This is a genomic window from Pseudomonas sp. RT4P38, assembly GCF_054897765.1.
The window spans coordinates 1,609,938-1,628,012 of sequence record NZ_CM142703.1 but is presented as its reverse complement, the minus strand read 5'-3'; the positions used below and the strand labels follow the sequence as shown (position 1 = coordinate 1,628,012).

The window sequence follows — 18,075 nt, the reverse complement described above, 5'->3', positions numbered from 1 at the left end:
GCAGCAGCATAGCAATAGCACGGCAAGATCTCGTAAGCGTTTGAATTTCGCTACAAAAAGCCGCTTCTGAAGGCGATCTTCCATGCCTAAGTGAAGCCATCAGGGCGAGCATGCCAAAGTTGGTATTCACACCGACCCCAGCAGATGCCTTGTTGACTCGGCAGATGGCCATTACTATCGCTTTCGCGCAAAGCAGTCAGCGCAGCGGTATCAAGCGAGGGAACGGGCCTACCTATCGGGGAGTGAGAAGCAAATGGCGATATCGAATTTGGAGAAGTACCGAAAGGACTTGGACCTGCTGATCTTGGAAGGCTCAGCGGTCCGCACCTCGCTTGTCAAACTGGCGTACGGAAAGGAGTTCGAGGAACTCATTTTGAAAGAGCAAGGGGCTGACAAGGCGAAAGCTAAGAAGAAGCTCGACAGTATCAAGCCATTCGTAGAGGTCTACCATCACTGGTACTCCGAGGCACTGGTCCTGATTAAGCAATTGCTTCCGGATCGTCTTGCAGACTTTGTGCGGTTATACGAACGGCCCAAAACGCGGAAAGAAGTGAGCCACGATTCGTACCGTCTTGAGGATGCCTGCCAAGGCTTATCGGTGACTTTCGCAGGGCAAGTCAAGGTCGGCATGAAGGCTGGTGTGAATCTTTTGGATCAGCAAATCGCCATCGTAGAGTCAATCAAGCGTCGCTTTGAAAGCTCACTATTTGACATCAAACAGCTTGTTCAGGCGGATCTGTTTGACTCGGAGTTAGGGGCAGCCCGCGAGCTACTTAAGAACAAATTCACCCGCGGCGCGGGCGCTGTTGCAGGAGTCGTACTCGAAGGACACCTAGGCCAGGTTTGCGAGAATCACGCACTGAAGCCAGCGAAGAAAAATCCTTCGATCTCTGACTACAACCAAGTATTGAAAGACGCAAATGTGATCGAAACTGCACAGTGGCGCTTCCACCAGCACCTCGGCGACATCCGCAACAAGTGCGACCACAGCAAAACGGATGAACCGACCGTTGACGAGGTGAGAGATCTAATTGATGGCGTAGCCAAGGTCATCAAGACCGTCTTTTGAGTACCACTAGGCGTGCTCGACTTCGTCACGCGCCACTATCACGATTGGCGCGGCGCAAGTGGCAGGGAAAAAGGGAATTAGATGGATCAGTGCTGCGAATGTAAGGAAGACATAAAAAATGGTGCGACTAAATGCCCGCACTGTTCGGCGATTCAAGGGTGGCGACGTCTCCTAAGGACTCCCCTGATTGTCTGCGGTTTTATTTTGACCATTGTATCCATTTTGGCGGCCGATCCAGTTAAGCGATTTACAGATCCAAAAAAAGCAGATATTCAGCCTTCCATAATAGGTGGTGATTACCTTCGAACAAAGATCATGCTAACCAATATGGGGACTCGTGCGGCTACCCTTGTAAACATAAAAATAGATGGAGAGACAAAGCAAGGGCATACGGGGACGTGGTATCTGAAAAGCGATCTGGACGGAGAGCTATTGGAGCCTGGTAAATCCTACGTTACGGAAGCGTCCAACGGCGACGTAATTCCGGGCTTTGTCGAACGCTTCCGTAGCGCTCCGCTAAAACATATTTATGGAGTCACAGATAATTGTCGACTGCTGATCGACTATGTTGAAGTGAACGGAAAAGAGTTCACGCTCTCGTATCCATTCATGTGTGACCCCGTAGACATGGACGCACGAGGAGGTCTTCATAAAAGCACTCAGTAGCTGCTCGCAAACGCCTGGGCAGGTGTACAACTGACGCTTTCCCAGTTTTCTACCATTGAAAATCTCCTACCAAACATAATAAGGACGCCACCATGGCCCGAGCGAAACCGCCCGCCACTGTTGCCCCCAAGTTGAAGCAGTCCGCTCGTGAGATCGAATGGGCGCTCAAGCGTATCGATGACAGAATCAGTGAACTGGAAAAGTTCGATATCACAAAAGTGACCCGTTCAACCCCGGAACTGGCTGCACTATCAACTTCCATCGCCGCTACCCTGGAAGGTGCTTTCGGCGAAAACACATCCGCTTACCAACGCTACGTGACAGCGACAAAGCTGCAACACGTGGAAATGGCAATATCGATGAGCGGCCACTCCCGCCAAATTGACTACCAGACTCCCACCAAGGCGAACATTACTCGATCAATCGCACTGATGAGCGCGGCACAAAGCGCATTGAAGGAAGACCTAGCGTACCTTCAAGAGACCACGGACCCCGAGCCTTCAGCTAACTCAGTCACTTCAGCCTCTTCGCACCGTGTTTTTGTGGTGCATGGTCACGATGATGCAGCGTTGCAGGGGCTGGCTCGTTTTCTAGAAAAGCTTGGACTGGATGCCATAATTCTCAAGGAACAACCGGATCAGGGCCGAACCATCATCGAGAAGTTCGAGGCTTCGGCAGCCGATGTAGGCTTTGCAGTCGTGTTATTAACGCCTGACGATTTGGGTGGCTCCGTGAAATCGGAAACACCGGACGCTAGAGCTCGGCAAAATGTGATTTTTGAGCTCGGCTTCTTTGCCGGGAAACTCGGCAGAGGCCGTGTTTGCCTACTTCGCAAAGGTCATGTGGAAATCCCTTCAGACCTGTACGGCGTCATCTATACCGATATGGACTCGGGGGACGGTTGGCAAACAAAGTTGGTGCGAGAGCTCAAGGCAGCGAAATTGGAATTTGATGCGGATAAGCTTTGGCAGTAATGGGTGTCAGATCAAGTCGAGACTTTTACAATTTAACGCCATGGCCTACAGAGGAAACAGAATCGGCCGGCTGACACGCCAGGTTCCCGTCGGTAAATTGTCTCTCGTCACCACTCGCAGTGACCGGGCGGAGCAGCCCGTAGCACGTTAGGTTGCACGTGCCTCTTTTGAAAGGACAGGCAGCTCCATGCCTGATGTTGATGGTAACTGTACGCCGGGTGCTCTCGGGCAAACCGGCATTGCGAAGCTCCTCCTCGGTTCCATTACCGGCGTACAGCTACCATCTTTTTTAGCAGTCCGGCTACGTTATGGTGGCTGTGCGAGGGTTCTACCGTTTACATCGATTCAGCCTCTTTGTCGGTGACCTCGCACAGCTGCCTCCCTTATCATTGCGAAAGAGGGCCGCGTCATTAAATCCCAATGAATGACGCCCAACGCGACAGCCCATCTTCCGGGTGAAAGTCCGACCTCCCGCCCCAAATCCTCGATTCGAAAAACGCTACGCTGCTGCGAGCACGGCCTTAATCCGTCCGGCGTTTTTCAAGGTAGTTGTCGCGTCAACCGTTCAACTATGCCGCTCTTTTCTCGTACTGCTGCTCCCGATCCGGATTCAGCATCACCGCTCCTATCGGCTCCCAGTTCCGCGTCTGGCCTGACCAACGTTCCGGGCTTTTCTTGCGCGCTCGCTGGTACAGTTCATGCCGCCGCGCCAGGATCTGCTGGTCCAGCCCTCGATGCCGCTCCGTCGGTGTCACGAAGCGGATCCGGCTATGCCGGTGCTCGTTGTTGTACCAACGCATAAAATCTCTCACCCACGCGCGTGCGGCGTCCAAGCTGGCAAAACCCTCCTGCGGCCATTGCGGGCAATATTTCAGCGTTCTAAACAGCGACTCCGAGTACGGATTGTCGTTGCTCACTCGCGGTCGGCCACGGGACGGCGTGATACCCAGGTCGTACATCTTGCTCAACAGCGTCAGCGATTTCATCGGCGCACCATTGTCCGAGTGCAGCACCAGCGGCTCGTGTAAACACTGCTCGCCGATCACGCTGCGTTGCAGCAGCGCAGCGGCTTTTTCGCCGCTTTCCTCTTCGTAAACTTCCCAGCCCACGGCCTTGCGGCTGTAAATATCTTCGATCAAATACAGGTAGTAGTACTTGCCGCGTATCGGCGACGGCAAATACGTGATGTCCCACGACCACACCTGATTGGGCGCTTTGGCGACATGCGTCGTCGGTGCCGCATGCCGTCTGGGTCGCTGGCTACGGCCCCGATGATGTTGCTGACCGGCTGCACGCAGGATGCGATAAAACGTCGCTTCCGACGCCAGATAACGCCCCTCGTCAGCCAGCCTCGGTACGATCTGACTCGGCGGCAAATGGGCATACGCAGGGCTGTTACACAGCGTCACGATCGCTTGTCGTTCGAGCTCGCTCAACGCATTACGCGGCGTGGGCCGCACGGTGGTTGTGCGGGCATCGGCTTGAAGATCCTCACTCTGCGTCCATCGCTGCAAGGTTCTGAGCGACAGCCCCACCTCTTGGCACGCTCTGATTTTTCGAGCACCGGCCTCGATGGCTTCGATCAACCAAGCCACCAACAACTGCCGTTCCGGCAAAGAGGTCAGGTGTCCTCGTTGTCGATCCCCCAGTAATCGTTGAGCTTTTTTCGCAGCACCAACAACGCGGCGGTTTCGGCCAGCGCCTTGTCTTTACGCAGCAGTTCGCGCTCAAGTTGCTGAATACGTTTCTTGTCCTTGCGAGATTGTTCGCGGTCGACCTTTTGTTGGTTCTGAACACTCTGCTGCCCCGTGATACAGGCTTGGCGCCAGGCGCTGACGTGTTCGGGGTACAGACCTTTTCGTCGGCAGTACTCACCCAGTTCGAGCTGCGACAGACCGGCGGTTTCAAGGACGACAGCGAACCGGGCTTCAGCAGACCAGTTCTCGGGGAGTGGCTTGTCTTCAGGCACTGCGCTTCCTTCAGAACTGACCTTCTTGCGCCAGTTGGACAAAGACATTTCGCTAACCCCTTCACGCCGGGAAACCTCGGCCATCGTCAGGTTCAGCGGGGGAAGCAGCATCTTGAGTAATGCGGCTTTGCGTTCAGGTGAATAGTACGGCACGACCAGTCTCTTTCCGCCCCCGATATGCTTTTTCAGGAAAATTCGGAGAGGCGACAACTATCCTGACACCGGGGGCCGTCGACGATCACAGTCGCTGCGCCATGCTGTCGTTGAGGGGTGTTGCGACCTCACATCAACGTCCTGCTAAACACCATGTTTGCGCCAACCCACCAAAAAACGGGCGTAGAAATTCTCGGCTTTTGATGCGCATAAACACGTATCAAGGTGCGCGTTTAAAGACACTCGGTGTTACGTCCTAACGGCTACAACACCTTGCGTCGTTACCTACGCGTGCGCCAGAATCCGCTGGCTTGTGCGGCTGTGGGGCGGGCTATATCGTTTGCTGGTCACTGCAAAACAGTGATCGGGTTTGGTAGCCCGCTACGAAGTCGCATGGCAACACCTTATGCAGTCTCTTTTCGGGACTCTGCTTTTATGGTGGTCATGCGTGGGGCTCCATTGTGAGCGCCGGGTTTTCCCAACTTCGACCGGTCTACCAACCCACGTATGGCCGCCACCCTCGTTTGGTAGCGAGGGTGATGGCTCCTCAATATTGCAAGTTGGAGCTTCATCTATGTTCAAAGTTACCCCCAACCCCCCGAATACCGATCCGGTACCCTACGACGCCTTTCTTGATCTTGACCCCAAGAAAATGACAGAGGCGGCCGACCGCGCACTCAGCTTCTACCTCAACCCCGGGGCGTCGAAAACGCAGATACCGCCCCGCAAGCCCAGCATCATTTTCACCATCGACGCAGCGGTGGATGACGAAACGTTGCTCGTCGAGGCCTGCGAATCGTTGGCAGCTGCCAGCGCCATAGTCAACGATCTCACCGACTTGACCGACGGCCCACGACGCCAAACGATGCTGGTGCTGCAACGGGTCATCATGTTGGGGGAGTTAGCGGTCAATCGCGTACTGGATAACCACAAGCCTGGGTAGCAGCCAGGCACTGTAGCGAGGGCGCTTGCGCCCTCGCTACACAAGAAACACTCAATGGTCGCTACCGTAACCATAGCCAGGCTAACGCTGGGCCGAGCTTAGGAAGTTGCCCATTCGGTCGCGGCTTTGGTGCCAAAAACAACGGCTTTACTTAAGAAGTCAGACGCGAGCTCTTTGACCTTTCCGGTCAACCCTTCCTTCGTTGCACTGATCAACTCATCACCCAAGGAAGTGCCTTTATTTTCAAGAGCAGAAGGCAATGCGTTGAGCAATTCCAAAGCGCGAGCAGTTAACGAGCAATTCAAAACCGTGCCATTGCTTACAGTGTTCCCCCTGCTCAGGTAGCCATGATCACCCAGCCATATAACGGTTGAGGTAAAAAATCGAAGGTCGAGAAATCGAGGAGCGTCAGAAGCAATCATCTGGTCAACAAAGTCGTGAGCAGAGAGTTCAACGGGGACCGGAAACTCCTCATAAAGCTTGGCGAAAATTGCGCCAGCCAATGCGTTAAAACGCTCAATATTGGGGGCCGACACGCTAAACCTCCTGGTTTTTATGTTTCGTAACACTGCCAACGTAGGCGCGCAAATGGACCCTCGCTGCGCTGATGGGGTTAAGCCCCCGAAGCTGCGTAAAACGCTGGCTTCCGTCAGGTAACGACACCGTCAAAGTGTCGTCAAATACGTTGTACATGGCGGTGTATTGCACACCGTCGATTTCAATAGTGAATTCGTCTTCCATTACGGTCTCCGATCTTCTCGCTTTAGTTCATGAAGGGGCGATCGTTCCCACAGAACCGGGAACGATCGCATGCAATCAGTTTGTTTTTAAGCAGTCAGGCAAGCTGTTGAACATTTCCAAGCCATAGCTGGTCGCTACGTATTCGTGCTCCCCACGTATAAACTCTTCAGCTTTAAGCCACCGAATACAATCGTACAAAAATGCCTCATCAGGCGTTTCGTGATAGTAGCCAGTTTCACTATCTTGCTCGCCTTTCTGAAAGCCAAAATCTTCCGGCCCGAGGCTCCTAAATACTGGGCAAGCGTCCACCAATACACTCATTATTTTATCAATGAGCTCGTTGAATTTTTCTTTATTTGAGTCACTCATAAATCCATTTTTCCTTGTGTTTTCGGGTCTGGTTAACAGGTTCAAACGCAATCCGGATCGTCTCTTTAAATCCGATTAAAAGCCAGCGCCACAGCGGTGCACCATCATCAGGGTTCATTCACTGAGCAACCGATCACACCTATCAACCTGGAGCAAAAAGATGGCTGACACCCTGGGCTTCACCCTCAAATTCCCCTTCAAAAGCGCCAGCGGCGAATTGATCTCGACACTGCCCATCAAACGCCTCAAACGCAAAGACATCAGCGCCGCTCAGGCCGTAACCAAAGACGAAGGCGCGATGGAAGACATGCTCGTGGCCAAGTTGCTGGGCATCACACTGGAAGACCTGGGGGAGTTCGATATCGCTGACTCCAAGTCAGCCACCGAGGTGTTGCGGGAAATGTCCAACGGAGCAGACCTTGCTGCACTCCTGGGACGAGGCGTTGTTGCTGGTGCTCAGGCTTCAACCGTCTGAGATCGCCCGGCTAGACATGGTCGACTATTGGCGCTGGGTAGAAGCGTGTGAGCGTGAGATCAATCGTCGTATCGAACTCGCCGCACAAACGCACGGCGCATAACGGCCACCAGCCCGCCCACCACACCCGCCAACAACGCGCCGCCCCCCGCAACAGGGGCGGCTACCAGCGCCAGCAATGGCAGGCCCAAACAGAACATCACCACCGCAGCCCACAGCGGCAAGTGCGTCAGGCACAGCCAGGCAAGCCACACCACTCCCGTGCCGATGGCCAGTGCATAAAAGGTGTTGGCAGTGCGTCGTGCGGCTTTCTCAAACATGCCCAAAGCGTAGCAAGGTTTTATGGCGAATGAAGTGCTGGTCGGGTTAAAAATCGGTGCTGCTGTCTCGGGCAGCCTCAATGCTGCCTTCAGTTCGGCCAAGTCCACCGTGCGGCAGCTCGGCCGTGCCACGGATGGCCTCACGGCCAAGCAACAGGCGATCGGTCACCAGTTATCGGTGTCCTTGGCACGCGGCGGTACCGGCGTTGAACGCCTGCGCCGTCAGTACGATTCAGTCGGCCGCACACTCGACCAGCTCAAAAACAAACAAGACCGGCTCACTGCCAGCATCGCCCGTGGCGAAACCCTCAAAAACAAACGCGGTGCACTGCGCGGCCAGGCCATGGAGGTGGCCGGTACCGGCGCAGTGTTGGGCGCACCGGTTTTTCAGTCGATGAAAACAGCCGTCGACTTCCAGGACCAGACCCGCGACATCGCCATCACCGGCGGCTTCAACCTGGCGCAAGAAGCCCACCTCAGCCATGTGATGCGCGGGGCTGCGCTGCGGTGGAACCAGACGCAAACCGAGGTCGCCAATGGCACCGCCATATTGATCGCGGGCGGCATTGCCAGTGCCAAAGAGCTGGCCGAGTACGCACCCGTCATGGCCAAAACAGCCACCGCCACCCGCGCCAGCATGAATGACCTGGGCTCAGTGGCCATCGCGCTCAACGACAACCTGGGCATTGGCGCTGCCGGCCTGGAACGGTCCATGAACATGCTGGCGTTCGCCGGCAAAAGCGGCCAGTTCGAACTCGCCGACATGGCCAAATGGCTGCCGCAATTGACGCCTCAGTTTGCCGCGTTGGGCATTACCGGGGAGCGCGCCGTGGCGGAAATCGGCGCGTCTTTGCAGATCGCTCGCCGTGGTGCCGGCAGTAATGACGAGGCCGCCAACAACTTCAAAAACTTCCTTTCAAAGATCACCGCGCCCGAGACGCTTAAATCATTTGAAAAGGCCGGCATTGATCTTAAAGGCAGCATGAAGAATCTGGTCAGCGAAGGGCTTTCACCGGCGGAGTCGATGATGAAAATCCTCACCGCACACCTCGGCAAAAAAGCCCCGGCCGCAGCCGCCGAGTACGGCAAGGCGCTGAACATCACGGACGAGCAAGAACGACAGATCGCACTGGCACGGCTGGATGAAGCCTACAAACTCGGCGCGTTGTTTGCCGACCAGCAAGTCTTGTCATTTGTCCGGCCTGCATTGGCCAACCAAAAAGACCTTGGCGACATCAAGCAAGGTAGCAAAAGCGCCGCGGATAAAGGCGTGCTGGATCAGGACTGGGCCAAGCGCATGGGCAGTTCCAAGGAGCAACTGAAAGAACTGCGCAATAACCTGACAGACATCGGCATCTCGGTAGGCAACGCGCTGCTCCCCGCGATTGTCGAGGTGAGCCGTGCAGTGGTGCCGCTCATGCGGTCGTTCTCGACATGGGCTGAGCAAAACCCTGAACTCATCAGAGGCGTGGTCGGCCTGGTCGGCGGCCTGTTACTGGGCAAAATGGCCTTCATTGGCGTGGCTTATGGGGCCAACCTGGTAATGTCGCCCTTTGTCGCCATGACCAACACCATCACGACGCTCTCCGCCAAATGGACGCTGCTGCAGGGGATGTGGCAGATGGGCAAGTTCACGCCACTGATCACCGGCTTAAGCCGCGTCGGTGGTGGCATGCGCACGGTGGCCAGGTACGGCGGGTTGTTCTTGCGCGGCCTGACCACCGCCTTGGGCGCACCGCTGATGATGATCGCCCGCGGTGGCCTGTTCCTGGGCAAGATTCTGGGCGGTGCCTTGTTGTCCGGGTTGAAGCTCGCCGGGCAGGCTGTCCTATGGCTCGGCAGAGCCTTGATGATGAACCCCATCGGGCTGTTGATCACCGGTATCGCCCTGGCGTCGTATTTGATTTACCGCCACGGGGCACCGATCAAGACGTTCTTCACCGGCCTGTGGGGCGAAATAAAAGCCGGGTTCAGCGGTGGTCTGTCCGGCATCGTCGGGGTGTTGGTTAACTTCTCGCCGCTGGGTATGTTCTACCGAGTCTTTGCCGGCGTGATGAGCTACTTCGGCATAGAGCTACCGGGCAAGTTCACCGAGTTCGGCGGCATGATCATTAAGGGGCTGGTCAATGGCATCAGCAACATGGCCGGCGCCCTTAAAGACAGTGTCGTGGGCATCGGGTCATCCGTTAAAGGCTGGTTTACCGAAACACTCGGCATACAGTCGCCCAGCCGCGTGTTCATCGGCTACGGCGCCAACATCAGCGAAGGCGCGGCCCTCGGCATCAGTGCCCAGTCTGGACTGGTCCGTCAGGCTGCGTTGGGCATGGCAGCACAAAGCGCGGTCGACATGGCACCGCCCAATCCAGCAGATGTCTCCAAGGCAAGCATGATGGGCGCCGCCGGGGGGCGATCCTCTGGCGCGAGTCCTGGTGCGGCCGGTCAAATGAATTTCCATTTCTCGCCTCAGATCAACGTGCCTGCCGGCGCTGGCATGGACCAAATCAACCAAGGCTTACACGCCAGTTATGCCGAATGGATGCGCTTGATGGAACGCTACCTGCACGACAAACGCCGCCGAAGCTATGGCCCGTCAGATGAGGTCACCGCGTAATGTTTGCCATCCTGGGCGATATCGAATTCACCGTCGCGGGCGGTATCAGCGGCATGGAGCACAGTGGCTCGGCCGACTGGGCAGAGCATGCGCGCATACAGGGCAAACCCTTGCTGGAGTGGATCGGTGAAGGGCTCGATGAATGCAACCTCACCATCGAATTGCACCCGGTGCTGGGCAATCCAGAACAGCGCTTGCGTGCGCTGCGCCAAGCCAAAAGTCAGCATCAACCGCTGGCGTTTGTGATGGGCAGCGGCGAGTACCTGGGCGCCTACGTCATCACTCACCTCTCCAATGCAATCCGCCGCACCACGGCCGTGGGCCAGATCAAAGCGGCCACGGTCCAACTGACCCTCAAGGAATACACCGGGGCGTTCACGCGTAAGGTCGCCCGACCGGGCCTGCTCGACTCAACCCTGAACGGTACATCGGCAGCCGCCGCCGGTAAGCCCGGCCTTATCTCGCGGCTGATGCCATCGCCCAGCGCCGTACAAGCGGTGATCGGTCACGCAAAAACAGCCGGGAACATCCTCAAGGCCGGCCAGCAGGTGTACCAGGCGGTCAAAAGCGGTAACGCCTCGATGATCCTTGGCCAAGTCCCGCAATTGTTGGGCGTTACGGCCAGGGCCATCGAGCCACTGCAAGGGCTGAAGGCAGTCGCCGGGTTGCTCGAGGATGGCGCCGATCTATCGCGTCTGGGCGAGGATGTATTGGGCAGCGTGATGGGCGCTCGCTCGGCCCTTCATCCGGTCGACCTGGGCAACATCGTCGACCGCTTCGAGGCCTCCCATGCATCGCTTGACCAAGCACTCACCACACTGCACGGCGCCCGTACCCGCCTGGCGGGCTTGGCAGCTCAAGTCTTGACGAGGAGGTCTTGATGTTTATCACCCATGTCACCACCGAAGGTGAACGGTGGGACCAGTCGGCCTGGCGTTACTACGGCGATGCTCATCGTTATTTGTCGATCGTTCAAGCCAACCCTCATGTACCGATCACCGCCATCTTGCCGTCGGGCTTGACCCTGGCCATTCCAATCCTCGAACCCGTGGCCACCGCCCAGGATCTACCCCCATGGATGCGATGACCCCCACGCAGGTACCGCAAGCCCGTTTCGTGCTGACCTATCAACAGCGCAACATCACCCGTAACGTCAGTCAGCATTTGCTCTCTGTGACCTATCACGACTACCTCACAGGCCAGGCCGACAGCCTGGCCGTCGAACTGGAAGACGCCGAAGGTAAATGGCGTGATCAGTGGTACCCGGGCCATGGCGACAGCCTCACCTTGTCCATGGGTTGGGAAGGTCAGCCATTGCGCGCCCTTGGCCGTTTCGAAATCGACGAAGTCGAACTCAATTGCCCACCCTCGACCATCACCATTCATGGTCTGGCCACCGGCATCAGAGCGGCATTGCGCACCCCCTCACACCACGCCTATGAAAACACCACACTGGCCGCCATCGCCCAGCAGATCGCACTACGTCAGAGCTTGGAGCTGATCGGCAATATCCAACCGATCCAACTCGACCGGCTGACCCAGCAAGACTCAGACCTGACCTTCCTCCGCAACCTTGCGGCCGAGTACGACTACGCCTTCAAAGTCACGGGCCAGCGCATGGTCTTCCACGCCATCAGCGATTTAGCCAAAGCGCCGCCGGTGGCAACACTCGTGCTGCAGGACTTAAGCAATGTGAACCTGCGCGACCAAATCAAAAGCGTGCCCCAGGCCATCGAACTCAAACACAAAGACCCCGCCACAAAAGCACTGGTGACCTACAAGATCGAAAACAACCAAACCGTCGCGGTACCCAGCAGCGTGAGCAAAACCACCACCAGCGGCGACACCCAAAAAAGCCGCAAACGCAGCGCCTCGACCGAAGAATCCAAAGCAAAAGCCGAAGCCGAACGGGCCAAAGCCAACCGCGAACGCACCACCGGCAACTGGACATCCATGGGCCGGCCCAACCTGCTCAGCGGCAACGTCGTCACCCTGGTGGCCGCGGGCAAATGTGGCGGCCGCTACCTGATCAGCGCCTCAAAACACCGCATGACCCGCAGCGGCTACACCGTAGGCCAATCAGTCTGCCGCGTGTCCGCGCCCTGACAACAGAGAGCCAAACACATGAGCGTTGAACTTGAATACGGCGAAGTCAGCGCCATCGACCACCTCAGCTGCCGCATCCGCGTACGCCTGGATGATCGCGACGGCGTCCAGAGTTATTGGCTCAACGTGCCACAACGCAACACCCAAGGCACACAACGCCGACCGTTGATGCCCGAACTGGGTGAACAGGTTGCCGTGCTACTTGATGCCGATGGCGTGGGCGGCGTGTACCTGGGCGGCATCTACTCAACCGCCGAACCACCGCCGGTTGTCGATGAAGACACGGACTATGTGCGGTTCAGTGATGGGACGGTTTCGACTTACGACCGCGCGGCCGGGGTGATGACGCTGGATTGCGTGGGGGCTTTGCTTTTGAAATGCGGGCGCAACATCACGGTTGAGTCGGGTGAGCCAGTGGTGGTGAAAGCGCCTTCGGCTACGTTGGACATCCCGCAGGTCACCTTGAATGGCAACCTGCAGATTGATGGAAACGTAAGTGTGGGGGGCAACGTTGACGTGAAAGGTACGGTCATGGACGTTGGCGGGAACTCAAACCACCATAGCCACTAGGCGGGACCAGTCACAGAGCGCCATTCAAAACCGCGCCGCCACTCAAAGTGTTTTCGTTCCAGTCAACATCACCCGTCGCGTCTCTTGGAAAATCTTCTTCGACGTCGGTGTGAATAATTTCCCCTTGAGGATGGATGACTCGAGTTGCCAATCGCCACTCATCGTTCACACGGCGAAATCTGACTTGTTGGGTAAGGTTGCCGTTCCTCGCGTATAAAAAGACATTAAAACTTCGCGCATCTCCCGTTCCCAGATCGAAGCGATCGAATAAGATCTCCGTAGTGCCTAGAGAGAACTCACCAATGTTGAAGTTCTGCTCTATTTTCCGCCCGAGCATCAAATTTTTATGGAATGAATCCAAGTCCACAATTGATACGCTCACCGCATACATCGTAAACGGGGTATCCCCTCTGTGCTTGAGGATCCATCTTGTTAAATTGCCGCCCTGAAGGTTTGGATGACCTACCTGCACGTAGCAATAGCTGGTGCCTCCTGTAACGTGACCGACGAGCTCCTTTGTCTGAGTTTCAAGGCGCTCTGTGACGGCTTGAATCCGACCTTCAACAGCTAGAAGACTGCTTTCGACTCCAGCTTGCTTACGAACCCTAAAAATTTGCCCGGTCATCCAGCTAGCAAAAAAGAATGCGGATCCGAAGTTGCCCACAACGGACTTCGTATCTACAACCTCATCCCAAAGGGCGAGCATAGTCCACGCAACAGCAATGACGAATGGCAGCCAAAATTCTTTGGCAAGCTGGGTCATCGTTTTAATCGTTTTTGCAGATAACGGCTTCAATCCCGTGCCCCCGGTCTTTTAAAGCGTGCGATTCTGCCTGAACACGGGATTGTGGGGCATCTTTAAACCTGATTAAAAGCCGCCGCTCGTTGGCTCGCACACCCTGTGCCTATGACGACGCCCACTTCCCACACCAGCATCACCGCAGCCCACTGGCAGCCCGCCCTCGGTACATCCGGCGAGGTGGTCGAGGGCTTGCGCGATATCGACCAATCCATTCGCATCATCCTGAGTACGCCCAAGGGCAGCGATCCCCATCGCCCAGAATTTGGCAGCGACCTTCACCTGTACCTCGACTGGCCCACCAACCGCGTCACGCCGCATCTGGTACGCGAGTCGGTCGACGCTATTCGCCACTGGGAACCCCGCGTCTCAGTGGCCCAGGTGCAAGTCCAGATCAATGCGGCGCAGATTACCGTGCAGGTGCAATGGCGCGTAGCCGGCGAAGTGCCCCAGTTGACCGAGGTGCCGTATGCGCGAACTGCCTAAACCCGAATTCATCAAAATAGACCCCGCCGCGCTAGAGGCCCAACTGATCGCCCGCTACGAACAGAAGTCGGGCAAAACCCTGTACCCGGCCCAGATCGAACGGCTGTACATCGACCAGATCGCCTACGCGGTGTCCCGTTTGCAGATGGGCATCCAAAATGCCGGCGAACAGCTGCTGGTGCGATTCGCCCGCGGCCCGATCCTCGACTACCTCGGCGAACTGGTCGCCACACCCAGGCTGCTGGCCCAAGCCGCCCGTTGCACCTTGCGCTTCAGCATGCCCACGGCCGTGACACAGCCACTACTAATCCCGATCGGCACCCGGGTCAGCACTCAGGATGCCAAGCTCACCTTCATCACGGATCGGGACGTGGTCATGGCCGTCGGCCAAACACAGGTAACAGTCACCGCGACCTGCCTGACCGCCGGCGAACTAGGCAATGGCTGGACCGTCGGCCAGATCAGCGCCCTCGGCAGCTCGCCAGCGGTAGGCCTAACGGCCAGCAACGCGACGGTCACCGCCCAAGGTGTCCAGGATGAAGACGATGACCGCTACCGCGAGCGAATCATCCTGGCCCCCGAAGCCTTCAGCAACGCTGGCAGTCGCGCTGCCTATCGCTATCACACGCTGGCCGTGCACCAATCCATCATCGACGTCGCCGTGCATGGCCCAGATGAAGGTCAGCCGGACGGCCACGTCGCGCTGTACCCGCTGACAACCACCGGGCTGCCGACAGAAGATCTACTGCAACGAATAAAGAATCAGGTCAGTGGCGAGAAACTCCGTCCTTTGTGCGACACGGTCAATGCACTGTCGCCCACCGAGGTCGGCTATCAGGTCAAGGCACACATCACCTTCTACGCCCATGCAGACCGCAGCAATGCCATGGCCGCCGCGCAAGCCGCCGCCCAGGCCTATGCCGTCGAGCGTCGGGCCGGGCTCGGTCGCGATCTGGTACCGGAACAACTGACTGCATTGCTTCAAGTCATCGGTGTGTACCGTGCCGATCTGGAGTTACCAGCAGGTCTACGCGAGTTACAGCGCAATGAATGGGCGAACTGCTCATCCATTCAACTGATCGATGCCGGGGTGGCTTATGGCTAATCAGCCGCTGCCACCCGCGTTGGCGGGTGATGAACGCTTCGCGCTGCTCTGTGAGCTACTCCACCAGGCGTTGGCCGACCTCGATCTCAACGTGATGCTGGTCTACCTGATCGACCTGGTGAAACCCTCGCTGCTACCGACCTTGGCCGATCAGTTCTCGCTGCTCGATGAAGCGGCCTGGGAACTGGCCGAGTCCGAAGAAGCCAAGCGCAACTTAATTAAAAACGCCGCCGAACTGCATCGTTTCAAGGGCACGCCCTGGGCGATCCGCGAGGTCATTCGTTTACTGGGCTTCGGCGAGGTCACCCTCCAGGAAGGCTTACACACCCAACCCGGCGCAGATCCTTCAACCTGGCCGCTGTACCGGGTCGTTCTAAAACGTGTCATCACCAACGATCAAGCGGTGCTCCTGCGCCGCCTTCTACTTTCCGTCGCCCCGGCACGCTGCCTTCTGGTATCGCTCGACTATCAGTCAGTTGCCATTCGCTACAACGCAGTCGCGCGCTACGACGGCCAATACAATCATGGGAGTAGCTAATGGCCGACTTACCCGAATCACCCGACTGGGCGCCTGGCGTCTACCAACTCGAAACATCCGACCCGGTACTGGGTGGGCCAGAAGGCATTACCAACCTACCGGCCAAACAACTGGCGAACCGGACAAGCTGGCTCAAGAAAAAAATCGATGCCTTCCTTGATGGCACCGGCATTCCCTTTGCCAGCCAGCCTGAAGCAGAGAACGGGTCTGATACCAACAAGCCGATGAATGCGCTCAGGGTGTTCCAAGCCATCCGCGCCAAGGTCGTTCAGGCAACGGCGGAGGCAGCAGGAATTGCACGGATTGCAACTCAACGATTGATTCAAGCGGGTACTGATGACCACACGATCGTGACGCCGAAAGCGCTCGCGGCAGCATTCCCGTTCCGTGGCATTAAAGTCTATTCGTCGGCTGGAGAGTTCACTTGGGATGTACCGTCTGGTGTCACTAAAGCCTGGGTGACTGTTATTGGGGCCGGTGGTGGCGGAGCCCGGATTGCAATTCTACCCGGTCCTTCTGGAGGATCAGGTGGAGGTATTGCCAAAAAGCTTGTCGACCTGACTGGAGCAACGTCAGTGATCGTAAAGGTCGGAGCAGGTGGTATAGGAGGCAAAGTCGATGGCACTGCTGGCACCGACGGCGGCAATTCGGCATTCGGAAAAAACCCATGGGCCACAGGTGGCTATGGAGGTCGGATAGACGGAAAGGGACCGGAAGGGGGATACGGTGTTGGTGGAGATGAAACCAGCACCATCGGTGGAGGCTACCTTCCGGCTGGTGCTGCCGGTAACAACGCTTTCATTGGTGGCGCTGGCGGCGGTGGAGTATCTGGACCCGCAGGAATCGGCGACCACCGTCCGCGAAGTCCGGGACACGGTGGTGGTGGGCGTAACAATGGCCCGGCACCTGATGGTGCAGATGGACAGGTAACTATTCAATGGTAAGCGCTCGTCATGCTTCATAAGGAGGGCACAGCACAGGGGGTTTGATAATGCAGGAAATACGCTGTGGTGAATGCCACCGCAAACTCGCCGCCGTCCGCGGCTTCATCGAACTACAAATCAAGTGCCCGCGCTGCCGGACACTCAATCACCTGAAGGCCCCGAGCCTCCTATCCGAATGCCCTGAGCATCTGCCCATAGAAGCGCAGAAATGCCCCAGCCCACCATTGGAAGCCTGTTCGCAGGCATAGGAGGTTTTGATGTCGGATTCGAAAACGCAGGCTACCGCACCGCCTGGCAAGTGGAACTCAACCCCATCAACCGGGCTGTCCTTGCCGATCGATTTCCTCACGCCGCCCAACTCGAAGACGTCCGCCACTGCGGCGCCCACAACCTCTGTCCCGTTGACGTCATCACCGGCGGCTTTCCCTGCCAAGACATCAGCCTTGCCGGGGGCCGGGAAAGCAACCGAGCCAGCCGAGGGCTGCGAGGTGAACGCAGCGGCCTTTTCTGGGAAGTCATACGAATCCTCAAAGAGACACAACCTCGCTGGGTGGTGCTTGAGAATGTCGTTAACCTGCTCGCTATCAACGATAGCGAAGACTTTGAAACAGTCATCCGGGCCCTTGCGGACTGCGGGTATGTGGGATTTTGGCGAGTGCTTAATGCTCAATATTTCGGAGTCCCCCAGCAGCGTCGTCGCGTATTCCTGGTCGCAGGTCATCGACGAATGCCCCCCATGGAGCTGCTGGGTGACGCCGCGCCAGTGGAAGCAATACCTCCAGCGTCTAGCAAGATCCCGTGGCCACGCCAAGCGGATGCATGGGCTGCCAATACTCTATTGGCAAACAAAGCAGGCTCACAAATCGCTATGGGCTGTACCACTTTCGTCGCTCAACCGCACGGATGGCATCAGATGGCTGAGCGGCAGCGAACGTCTGAAGATGATGGGCTTTGCCTCGGACTGGATGCGTCCAACTTTGCAGAGTCTTTCGCTGCCGGAAACGCCGTCGTTACGCAAATCGCGCAATGGATTGCCGAAAAGCTAATCAGCGCAGACTAAAAACCAAGGCAGCGAAGACATCGTCTCCGCTGCTAAACCCAACACCTCAGATTTCGGTATTCTCTTGCACCAGACGCAAAAGATCCCAACCCCATTTACCTCGCACTAGAGCCCGAGTTTTTCGCGCTCGGCATCACTCAAGATATGAAAAGCCCCCGCTCGGCCCCCTATCCCCCT

General features: G+C 57.0%; 22 protein-coding genes. 16 read left to right on the top strand and 6 right to left on the bottom strand.

The features are described 5' to 3' along the window. Positions 1–289 precede the first annotated feature (289 nt). The 3 genes from ACYZT7_RS07460 to ACYZT7_RS07450 all read left to right on the top strand — a co-directional run bounded on the left by ACYZT7_RS07460 (position 290) and on the right by ACYZT7_RS07450 (position 2,709). Positions 290–1,069, top strand: coding sequence for a hypothetical protein (locus ACYZT7_RS07460; RefSeq protein ID WP_462040530.1), 780 nt, complete (start codon positions 290–292; stop codon positions 1,067–1,069). An 81-nt stretch (positions 1,070–1,150) separates the two neighbouring features. Next, positions 1,151–1,735 carry a hypothetical protein gene (locus ACYZT7_RS07455; RefSeq protein ID WP_462040529.1) on the top strand — a complete coding sequence of 195 codons (585 nt, stop codon included), beginning with the start codon at positions 1,151–1,153 and terminating at the stop codon, positions 1,733–1,735. A 92-nt stretch (positions 1,736–1,827) separates the two neighbouring features. Further along, positions 1,828–2,709 carry a TIR domain-containing protein gene (locus ACYZT7_RS07450; protein ID WP_462040528.1) on the top strand — a complete coding sequence of 294 codons (882 nt, stop codon included), beginning with the start codon at positions 1,828–1,830 and terminating at the stop codon, positions 2,707–2,709. A gap of 569 nt (positions 2,710–3,278) precedes the next feature. On the opposite strand, the gene ACYZT7_RS07445 is transcribed toward ACYZT7_RS07450, so the two are convergent. After that, positions 3,279–4,831 (bottom strand): IS3 family transposase gene (locus ACYZT7_RS07445; protein WP_462038968.1). Its coding sequence is split into 2 segments (ribosomal slippage): positions 3,279–4,369 and positions 4,369–4,831, totalling 1,554 coding nucleotides; the frame shifts between segments, so codons are not numbered across the junction. 574 nt (positions 4,832–5,405) lie between these two features. Between ACYZT7_RS07445 and ACYZT7_RS07440 the strand changes: the two genes are divergently transcribed. Next, positions 5,406–5,774, top strand: coding sequence for a DUF6124 family protein (locus ACYZT7_RS07440; protein ID WP_462040527.1), 369 nt, complete (start codon positions 5,406–5,408; stop codon positions 5,772–5,774). Between the two features lie 98 nt (positions 5,775–5,872). On the opposite strand, the gene ACYZT7_RS07435 is transcribed toward ACYZT7_RS07440, so the two are convergent. The 3 genes from ACYZT7_RS07435 to ACYZT7_RS07425 form a co-directional block, all read right to left on the bottom strand. After that, positions 5,873–6,310, bottom strand: coding sequence for a hypothetical protein (locus tag ACYZT7_RS07435; RefSeq protein ID WP_462040526.1), 438 nt, complete (start codon positions 6,308–6,310; stop codon positions 5,873–5,875). A 1-nt stretch (position 6,311) separates the two neighbouring features. Further along, complete coding sequence (locus ACYZT7_RS07430) at positions 6,312–6,515, bottom strand: hypothetical protein (RefSeq protein WP_462040525.1); 204 nt, start codon at positions 6,513–6,515, stop codon at positions 6,312–6,314. A gap of 75 nt (positions 6,516–6,590) precedes the next feature. After that, positions 6,591–6,884, bottom strand: a complete 294-nt coding sequence (locus ACYZT7_RS07425; protein WP_462040524.1) for a hypothetical protein — start codon at positions 6,882–6,884, stop codon at positions 6,591–6,593. 160 nt (positions 6,885–7,044) lie between these two features. Between ACYZT7_RS07425 and ACYZT7_RS07420 the strand changes: the two genes are divergently transcribed. Further along, complete coding sequence (locus tag ACYZT7_RS07420) at positions 7,045–7,359, top strand: phage tail assembly protein (RefSeq protein ID WP_462040523.1); 315 nt, start codon at positions 7,045–7,047, stop codon at positions 7,357–7,359. A 59-nt stretch (positions 7,360–7,418) separates the two neighbouring features. Here ACYZT7_RS07420 and ACYZT7_RS07415 read toward each other — a convergent pair whose 3' ends face one another. After that, positions 7,419–7,679 (bottom strand): hypothetical protein, encoded by a 261-nt coding sequence (locus ACYZT7_RS07415; protein ID WP_462040522.1) that lies wholly within the window; start codon positions 7,677–7,679, stop codon positions 7,419–7,421. 22 nt (positions 7,680–7,701) lie between these two features. Between ACYZT7_RS07415 and ACYZT7_RS07410 the strand changes: the two genes are divergently transcribed. From ACYZT7_RS07410 to ACYZT7_RS07390, 5 genes are read left to right on the top strand one after another with little or no spacing between them, the layout of a single operon-like run. Continuing rightward, entirely contained in the window at positions 7,702–10,290 is a 2,589-nt protein-coding gene (locus ACYZT7_RS07410; protein WP_462040521.1) for a phage tail tape measure protein, read from the top strand. Continuing rightward, positions 10,290–11,171 (top strand): phage tail protein, encoded by an 882-nt coding sequence (locus ACYZT7_RS07405; RefSeq protein ID WP_462040520.1) that lies wholly within the window; start codon positions 10,290–10,292, stop codon positions 11,169–11,171. The genes ACYZT7_RS07410 and ACYZT7_RS07405 overlap by 1 nt, the downstream gene beginning before the upstream one ends. Beyond that, positions 11,171–11,377 carry a tail protein X gene (locus tag ACYZT7_RS07400; RefSeq protein WP_462040519.1) on the top strand — a complete coding sequence of 69 codons (207 nt, stop codon included), beginning with the start codon at positions 11,171–11,173 and terminating at the stop codon, positions 11,375–11,377. Before ACYZT7_RS07405 ends, ACYZT7_RS07400 begins: the two co-directional genes overlap by 1 nt. After that, positions 11,365–12,396 (top strand): phage late control D family protein, encoded by a 1,032-nt coding sequence (locus ACYZT7_RS07395; protein WP_462040518.1) that lies wholly within the window; start codon positions 11,365–11,367, stop codon positions 12,394–12,396. The genes ACYZT7_RS07400 and ACYZT7_RS07395 overlap by 13 nt, the downstream gene beginning before the upstream one ends. A gap of 18 nt (positions 12,397–12,414) precedes the next feature. Then, a complete protein-coding gene (locus ACYZT7_RS07390) occupies positions 12,415–12,966 on the top strand; it encodes a phage baseplate assembly protein V (protein WP_462040517.1) in 552 nt (183 codons plus the stop codon). Between the two features lie 10 nt (positions 12,967–12,976). Here the strand turns inward: ACYZT7_RS07390 and ACYZT7_RS07385 are convergent, their stop codons facing one another. Next, positions 12,977–13,729, bottom strand: a complete 753-nt coding sequence (locus ACYZT7_RS07385; protein ID WP_462040516.1) for a hypothetical protein — start codon at positions 13,727–13,729, stop codon at positions 12,977–12,979. Positions 13,730–13,873: 144 nt separating this feature from the next. On the opposite strand from ACYZT7_RS07385, the gene ACYZT7_RS07380 reads away from it, so the two are divergent. From ACYZT7_RS07380 to ACYZT7_RS07355, 6 genes are read left to right on the top strand one after another with little or no spacing between them, the layout of a single operon-like run. Beyond that, positions 13,874–14,251, top strand: a complete 378-nt coding sequence (locus ACYZT7_RS07380) for a GPW/gp25 family protein (RefSeq protein WP_462040515.1) — start codon at positions 13,874–13,876, stop codon at positions 14,249–14,251. Then, entirely contained in the window at positions 14,235–15,356 is a 1,122-nt protein-coding gene (locus ACYZT7_RS07375; RefSeq protein WP_462040514.1) for a baseplate assembly protein, read from the top strand. The genes ACYZT7_RS07380 and ACYZT7_RS07375 overlap by 17 nt, the downstream gene beginning before the upstream one ends. After that, a complete protein-coding gene (locus tag ACYZT7_RS07370) occupies positions 15,349–15,894 on the top strand; it encodes a phage tail protein I (protein ID WP_462040513.1) in 546 nt (181 codons plus the stop codon). The genes ACYZT7_RS07375 and ACYZT7_RS07370 overlap by 8 nt, the downstream gene beginning before the upstream one ends. Next, positions 15,894–16,838 carry a glycine-rich domain-containing protein gene (locus ACYZT7_RS07365; protein ID WP_462040512.1) on the top strand — a complete coding sequence of 315 codons (945 nt, stop codon included), beginning with the start codon at positions 15,894–15,896 and terminating at the stop codon, positions 16,836–16,838. Before ACYZT7_RS07370 ends, ACYZT7_RS07365 begins: the two co-directional genes overlap by 1 nt. Before the next feature lie 47 nt (positions 16,839–16,885). Continuing rightward, the gene (locus ACYZT7_RS07360; RefSeq protein WP_310263617.1) at positions 16,886–17,086 is read left to right on the top strand and encodes a Com family DNA-binding transcriptional regulator; all 201 of its coding nucleotides are present in this window, start codon (positions 16,886–16,888) and stop codon (positions 17,084–17,086) included. Continuing rightward, positions 17,047–17,898, top strand: coding sequence for a DNA cytosine methyltransferase (locus tag ACYZT7_RS07355; RefSeq protein ID WP_462040511.1), 852 nt, complete (start codon positions 17,047–17,049; stop codon positions 17,896–17,898). The genes ACYZT7_RS07360 and ACYZT7_RS07355 overlap by 40 nt, the downstream gene beginning before the upstream one ends. Positions 17,899–18,075: the final 177 nt, after the last annotated feature.